Below are 8,178 nucleotides of genomic sequence, written 5' to 3' on the forward strand. Positions count from 1 at the left end.
CGCCAAGTAAGCCATGCATTTGCAGTTCTAAAATTCAGATGGGGTAAAAGAATCTCCACCTGAATTAAGAACTTGCTTCAATAGAATAAAAGTATAATTATATAATAAAAGCTATCATATAATAGAATAAATAATTTTTACTTTCAGTGAAATACTAATAAACAGAGGGGTATTGATAATGGAACATATTTTTAATATAGTTACTATTTTTAAAAGAGATATGAAGAGCATAATACATAATCCCATAGCATTGATAATTATTACAGGGCTTTGTATTCTTCCTTCTTTGTATGCTTGGGTAAATATAAAGGCTTGTTGGAATCCCTATGAAAATACTGGTACAATACCTGTAGCTGTGGTGAATAAGGATAAAATGATTTCTTTTAAGAATAGAAATTTGAATATGGGAAATGAGATAGTTAAAAAATTAAAGAGCAACAATAAGATTGGATGGAAATTTGTAAGTGAAAGAGAAGCAGATTTGGGAATTGTAGATGGTACATATTATGCGGAGATAGAAATACCAGAAGATTTTTCCTCAAGTTTTGTAAGTATTCTTTCAGATAATCCTAAAAAGCCTCAGATAACCTATAAGGTAAATACAAAAGAAAATCCAGTAGCCGGTAAAATAACAGATGTAGCTAAGAATACCTTAATAGATCAGATAACTTCAAATTTTATTGTTACAGTGAATCAGACTTTATTTTCTTCTCTAAATGAAGTTGGACAAGATGCGCAAAAAAATAGAGATAATATAATCAAGGTGAAGGATGACATAATAAATATAAATAATAATATGGATTTAATAACTAGTACACTGCAGAGCATAAATATCAGTTCTGGAAATCTAGGGACATTTTTAACGGAACTGAGAGCCACTATTCCCTCTGTAGAAAGTGGCTTGAATTCGGTAATACAAAGTAATGAGAATAATGCAGCTATGATAAAATCTACACAGACTACATTAAATAATTCTGCTAATAATATTCAGACCAATTTAAATAATGAAAATGCTTCAATTTATAGAATTCAGAGTATGCTTAATGACTTGAATGAAATGAGCTTAAATTCCAATACTTCGCAGTTTAATTCTGTTGCATCTGGAATCAATTCGGCTATAGATGGGGCCAATAATTCCAATAATGCCATAATTGATTATTTGCAAAAGATTAATGGTGCTATTCCAAATGCAGATATAGCAAATATGGTAAGTTCTTTGAATAATATACAGACTTCTTTAAATGATGAAAAAAACAATGTTAATAATTTGCAGCAGAATTTCAGTAAGACAAATAATATTAACAAAGGTATACTGAATTCTCTAAACAATAGTACTGCCAGTGTAAACAGCCAATTGACAAATTCAATAAATCAGTACAATTCAAAAGCAAGGGGTTCATTAAATTCCATAGGAAACAGTCTTATAACCGCAACTAATGATGCTACTTATCTAATGCAGCAGGCACAGGACACAAATAAGCAAATAGACAAACTTATGGGCAGTTCAATTGAAGGTACTACTTTAGCTTCTAAAGTAAGTGGTGATTTAAATAGCAGACTTTTAGAATTCAAAGATATAATTGCAAAATTGGCCAGCAAACTTCAAATGGTTAACAATAATGATCTGCAGCAAATAATATCCATACTTCAGAGTAATCCGCAGTTTATGGCAGATTTTATAGCAGACCCCTTTAATCTGAAGGATGAATCCATATATACTACGCCAAATTACGGTTCCAGTATGGCACCAATTTATACTGTACTGGCAATTTGGGTGGGATCACTTTTACTTACATCCATACTTACAACTAAGACCGTTCCTACAGAAGAATATAGAAAGCTTAGTCTGAGAGAAAAACATTTTGGTAAAATGCTGACTTTTATCAGTCTATCAGTAATACAGTCCCTCATAGTCTCTTTGGGAGATAAATTTCTCCTAGGGGTATATACTGTAAATACATCCTTAATGATAGCCTTCGCAGTGGTATCAGGAATAACTTTTTCAATAATTGTATACACTTTAGTTTCAGTACTTGGGAATGTAGGTAAAGCTTTAGCCATTATACTGCTCATAGTCCAGGTGGCAGGAAGCGGCGGAACATATCCTATACAATTAGATCCATTGACATTTAGAATAGTGCAGCCAATGTTACCTTTTACTTATAGTGTAGGTGGCTTTAGAGAGGCCATAGGAGGCCCTCTTGTAAGCACTGTAATGATGGATTTCAGCATGCTGATACTAATATCAATATTATTTATACTGTTTGGATTATTTTTTAAAAGACCACTGGATCCTATAATTTCAAAATTTGAAACTAAATTCAAAAAGTCAGGTATAGGGGAATAGTTAGAAGTGGGGTGAAGATATGAAAAAATTATTTAACATATTTGTGAGAGACATAAAAAATATAGTAGTGAATCCTGCGGCCATTGTAATAGTTATAGGACTGTGTATATTACCATCTTTGTATGCTTGGATAAATATAAAAGCCTGTTGGGATCCTTATGCCAATACAGGAAATCTTCCTATTGCCATAGTCAATGAGGATGAGGGAGCCACCTTTAATGGAAAAAATATAAATGTAGGTGATCAGGTTGTAGCCAATCTTAAAAAGAATAAGACAATAGACTGGATATTTGTAGATGATTGGCAGGGAAACTATGGGCTAAATGAAGGAAAATACTATGCACTGATAGAAATTCCAAATAATTTTTCAGATGGAATGGTAAGTTTAGCCTCTGCAAATCCTAAAAAGCCTAATATTATATACAGAAGTAATGAAAAATTAAATGCTATTGCTGCTAAGATAACAAACTCAGTAAAAGAAAGATTCGCCAGTGATTTAAAGGCTGAATTTGTGAGTACTGTCAATAGGGAAACACTAAACACCCTGAATTCCATAGTAGATAATCCGGATAAACAGAAGGCACAAATTATTCAGTTTAAAGAAACTCTGGATGAAGCAAATAATAATATTACGGATATAAAAAAATATATAGATGAAGCAAATTCAAATTCTTTAGGATTACAGAATTACTTGGGAAAGGTACAAAATAATCTTCCTAAGATAACTCAGCAGATTAATAGTTTGCAGCAGGCTACAGAGAGCAGTAGAACCTTAGTTTCAGATACAAAGCAGGTTGTAAATTCCACAGCCAGTACACTGAATAATGATATGGTTCAGGCTAAGTCTATAAATAATAGAATTCAAACACTGCTGCAGCAAATTAAGGATACCAATAACAGTGCCAGTAATTTAGCTAATTCTACGGATAATACAAAGAATATAAATGAGCTTATAAATATAAATAATTCTCTAGATAAAACTGCAGCAACTGATATTAATTTTATTCAGTCCATAGCTGAAACTAATAATAATAGTGCTTTAACTAATACCATAAATTCTCTTCGGTCCCTAGATGGATTAATAAAGACAGAGGGTAATAATTTAAATCAATTAAAAATTATGCTGGGAAACAACATAAATGCGGGAAATAATAACTCAAAGGATAACTCCTTAAATAATGAAATAGATAAACTTTTGGCAGAAAATAATCAAGTTTCAAATAGCCTGAATAATACATCAAATAATTTTTATTCCAGTGCATTGCCAGTACTTAATAATATAGGGGATAATTTAAATACAAGTTTAGATGATGTTAATTCTGTACTGGAAGCAACGAAAGTCATAGTTCCCCAGTTAAATGCTTTAGCTCAGTATGGAATAGCTACCAGTAAGTTATCCGTTAACCAGGCAAATCAATTAAAGGATAAATTAAGCATTATTCAAAATCAGCTAAATCAGTTAACTTCTAAAATGAATACTGTAAATGGGGATGACTTAAATGATTTAGTAAAGATACTTAAAATGAATCCAAATAAATTGTCAAGTTTTATATCTTCACCTATGGACGTAAAAGAAGTTGATGTATACGGAGAAGGTATATTTGGAATTGGATTGACTCCTTTTTATACTGTACTTGCAATTTGGGTAGGTGCGCTGCTTTTATGTGCTCTATTGACTACAGAATACAGAGATTTTGAGGGTAAGGAGAAATTAAATTTTATACAAAAACATTTTGGAAAACTGCTTTTATTTTTAGTGTTAGCACTTATTCAGGCTGCCATAGTTACTCTTGGGGATAAGTACATACTTGGAGTAAATCCTAAAAATATGACACTTATGATGGAATTTTCATTGGCATCTGCAGTTACCTTTACCATTATAATATTTACTTTGGTATCTTTAATGGGTAATGTGGGAAAAGCCATTGCAGTAGTAATGATGGTGTTTCAAATTGCAGGCTCTGGAGGAATTTATCCAATACAAACTAATCCTGAAATATTTGGAATTCTTGAGCCGCTATGGCCCTTTACCTATGCAATAAATGGTTTCAGGGAAGCTATAGCCGGGCCAGTATGGAGTAATGTATACAGCAGTTTTAAAGCCTTAGGATATTTTACAATTATATTTTTACTCCTTGTAATTTTAAAGCCTCTATTTCACAAAATAACAGAATTTATGGAAAAAAAGTTTGAACAATCTGGACTATAAAGCATAATATATACTAAACCTATTGACAAACTATGGATGATTTGATACTATGATCATAAGATAAATTTCACCTGACTAACTTGGCGTAAGACTCCCACGCACTCTGTACAGCCTTCACACAAAATCAAAAAAGAGATTTTGGTTCTCTGCTTTACTTCAAGTGGGAGTTCAACGCCAAGTAAGCCATGCATTTGCAGTTCTAAAATTCAGATGGGGTAAAAGAATCCCCACCTGAATTAAGAACTTGCTTCAATATTTAAAGTTGACTAGGTATACTAGAGGCTTATCACTTCACTTTTTAAGGTGGGATAGGTTTCTAGTGTTTTTTATTTATTCTCATTTATTTTTATTTACCCCAGAGGTGTAAAAATAACCAAAATTACCTTAAAATACACCACTGGGGTATAAAAGTAGTTGGAATTACCATAATAAGGGATGAATAAATTTGCTGGATAATTTGCAGAATTAAATACTTGAATTTAACCAATTGTATCAAAAAGCAAAAGGGGGAATTTTATGAAGAAACTGAATCTGGATAATTCCTTGGTGCAGACTCGTGAAGAGAGGCTTGGAACCATCATTGCATGGAAAACCGGAAAGGCATCAGAAATTTTAAGGGATTCTGAATACACCTGCGGCGGCTGCAAAGACAATGGAGGCAAGAGGCTCTGTGAGGCCAGAGGACCTTTTAGTCAGGGATCCAAGTGCAGTGAAGAGATGGTATCATGCCAGCATAGTAATGTAAGAGATGCTGTTTTTATTCAGCATTCTCCTATAGGATGTGGTGCAGGTCAGGTATTATCCAATTCCTTATATCGTAATGGTCTTGCTATAAGAGGATTGCCGGTAGAAAATGTTAGAATAATTAATACAAATATGGATGAAAGTGACGTAGTTTTTGGAGGATTAAAAAAGTTAGAACAATCTATAAGAGATGCTTTTAACAGACACAATCCTAAAGTTATTTTTGTTGGCACCTCCTGTGCTGCAGGAGTTATTGGAGAAGACATAGAAAGTGTAACAAATAAATTGCAGGAGGAACTAAAAATACCTGTAATTCCTACCTACTGTGAAGGTTTCAGATCAAAACACTGGACTACAGGCTTTGATGCAGCTTATCATGGGATTATAAGGCAGATAGCCCGTAAAAATCCTAAGAGGCAGGAGGATTTAGTTAATGTAATTGATCTTTGGGGTGAAGATATATTTACGCCTATGCTTGGAGAACTGGGCCTTAGGGTTAATTACGTGGTGGATCTAGCCAGCGTAGAGGATTTGGAGCAGATGTCAGAAGCTGCTGCCAGTGTTTCCTTTTGTTATACACTGTCTTCCTATATGTCTGCTGCTTTGGAAAAACAATTTGGAGTTATAGATGTTAAAGCTCCTCAGCCCTATGGAATTCTTGCCACAGATGCATGGATAAGAGAACTGGGAAGGGTTACTCATAGAGAGGAAAGAGCAGAAGCCTATATAGCAAAAGAACATAAGAGAATAGAAAAAAGATTACAGGAACTTAGAAAACTGCTTAAGGGTAAAGTAGGATATGTAGCCACAGGATCTTCTTATGCCCATGGGATTATTGCAGTGCTTAGGGATCTTGGAGTGGATATAGATGGATCTCTTACCTTTCACCATGAACCAATATTTGATGGTGAGGATGCCGATAAAAAGGATTCTCTAAAATTTTTAGTGGAGAACTATGGGGATGTTTCACAATTTAGTGTAAGTAATGGTCAGCAGTATCAATTTTATGGACTTCTTAAAAATATAAATCCTGATTTTATCATCATAAGACATAATGGACTTGCTCCACTAGCTTCACGAATGGGGATTCCAGCAGCACCACTTGGAGATGGCCATCATGCTGTAGGCTATCAGGGAATTATAAATTTAGGAGAAACTATTCTAGAGATACTGGCACGTAAGAAATTTCACAAGGATCTATCTGAAAATGTAGAATTGCCTTATACAGGCTGGTGGCTCAGTCAAAAAGATCCTTATGTACTTGCAAAGTAAAATATGTGAAATTAGTTTATTTAAATTCAGCAGCATTGCTGTATATAATTCATATAAGCTTAGTATAAATACAAACTTATACTAAGTCAGATTTATTTAACATAAAAGGAGTCAACATAATGTCTATTTCAGGAACAAAAGATACAGATAAAGATTTTGGAAAATGTGAAAAATTAAAGAAGACAAATTCTATAGAACAGGTTAGATATGGATGTGCCTTGGGAGCTATACACAGTGCCTTTGCTATTCCAAGAGTAATACCAATTACTCATTGCGGTCCGGGCTGTGCGCAGAAGCAGGTTACCAGCATATCCTTTAACAACGGTTTCCAAGGAGGTGGTTACGGAGGTGGTGCTGTTATTCCAAGCACTAATATAAATGAAAAAGAAGTGGTATTTGGGGGAGAAAATAGATTAAGAGAATTAATTGAAGCCACATTTAAAGTCTTAAAGGCAGATTTATTTGTGGTGATGACAGGATGTATTCCAGACACAGTGGGGGATGACGTAGGAGCTGTGGTAGGAGAATTTCAAAATAAAGGACTTCCTATTGTATATGCAGAGACAGGAGGTTTTAAAGGTAATAATTTCACTGGTCATGAACTTGTTACCAGGGCCATTATTGATCAGTATGTAGGTGATTATGATGGACCTAAAGAAAAGGGTCTTGTAAATTTATGGTCGCTGCTTCCATATCACAATACTTTTTGGAAGGGTGATTTTACAGAAATAAAGAGAATTTTAGAGGGTGTAGGATTAAAGGTCAATATTTTGTTCGGAAATAAAAGTGATGGGGTTTCAGAGTGGAAAAATATAAAAAGGGCACAGTTTAATCTGGTGCTATCTCCTTGGCTAGGGCTTCAGACTGCAGAACACTTAAAAGAAAAGTATGGGCAGCCCTATCTGCATATTCCTGTAATTCCCATAGGAGCTAAGGAAACCAGCAGTTTTCTTAGAAAAGTAGTGGATTTTGCAGGAATTGATAAAGGGAGAGCAGAAAGGTTTATTGAACAGGAAAGAAAGGAATATTATAACTATTTAGAAGGATTTTCTGATTTTTATGCAGAGTATTTTTGGGGACTTCCAGCAAAATTTGCAGTTATAGGGGATAGTGCTTATAACCTGGCAATAACAAAATTTTTAGTCAATCAGCTGGGGGTAATACCTGCAAGACAGATCATTACAGATAATCCGCCTGAGAAATACAGAAAGCTTATTGTGGGAGAATATAGGAATATAGCAGAGGATGTGTCTACCGAAGTGGAGTTTGAAGAGGACAGCTATATTATTCATGAAAAAATAAGAAAAACGGATTTTGGAAACAAACCGCCTATTATATTTGGTACTACCTGGGAGAGAGATTTGGCAAAGGAACTAAAAGGGCATATAGTGGAAATAGGCTTTCCGGCCTCCTATGAGGTGGTTATATCAAAGTCCTATGTAGGATATAGAGGAGCCCTTACTCTTCTTGAAAAAATTTATACCACTACAGTAGGTGCCAGTGCATAGGATAGAAATTGATTTAACCTGACTAACTTGGCGTAAGTCTCCGACGCACTCTGTGAAAGCGATTCACACAAAATCGAAGATTTTGGTTCTCTGCTTGC

The 8,178-nt window shown here is 34.3% G+C and carries 4 protein-coding genes; all 4 read left to right on the forward strand.

The features are described from left to right. The first annotated feature begins 178 nt into the window (after positions 1–178). The 4 genes from ABF633_RS20055 to ABF633_RS20070 all read left to right on the forward strand — a co-directional run bounded on the left by ABF633_RS20055 (position 179) and on the right by ABF633_RS20070 (position 8,080). The gene (locus ABF633_RS20055; RefSeq protein ID WP_415526378.1) at positions 179–2,347 is read left to right on the forward strand and encodes a YhgE/Pip family protein; all 2,169 of its coding nucleotides are present in this window, start codon (positions 179–181) and stop codon (positions 2,345–2,347) included. 19 nt (positions 2,348–2,366) lie between these two features. After that, positions 2,367–4,556 (forward strand): YhgE/Pip family protein, encoded by a 2,190-nt coding sequence (locus ABF633_RS20060; RefSeq protein WP_415526380.1) that lies wholly within the window; start codon positions 2,367–2,369, stop codon positions 4,554–4,556. 516 nt (positions 4,557–5,072) lie between these two features. Continuing rightward, a complete protein-coding gene (locus ABF633_RS20065) occupies positions 5,073–6,572 on the forward strand; it encodes a nitrogenase component 1 (protein WP_415526382.1) in 1,500 nt (499 codons plus the stop codon). 119 nt (positions 6,573–6,691) lie between these two features. After that, complete coding sequence (locus ABF633_RS20070; protein WP_415526384.1) at positions 6,692–8,080, forward strand: nitrogenase component 1; 1,389 nt, start codon at positions 6,692–6,694, stop codon at positions 8,078–8,080. Positions 8,081–8,178 lie beyond the last annotated feature (98 nt).

The organism is Clostridium sp. (assembly GCF_047718555.1).
Lineage (GTDB): Bacteria > Bacillota > Clostridia > Clostridiales > Clostridiaceae > Clostridium_I.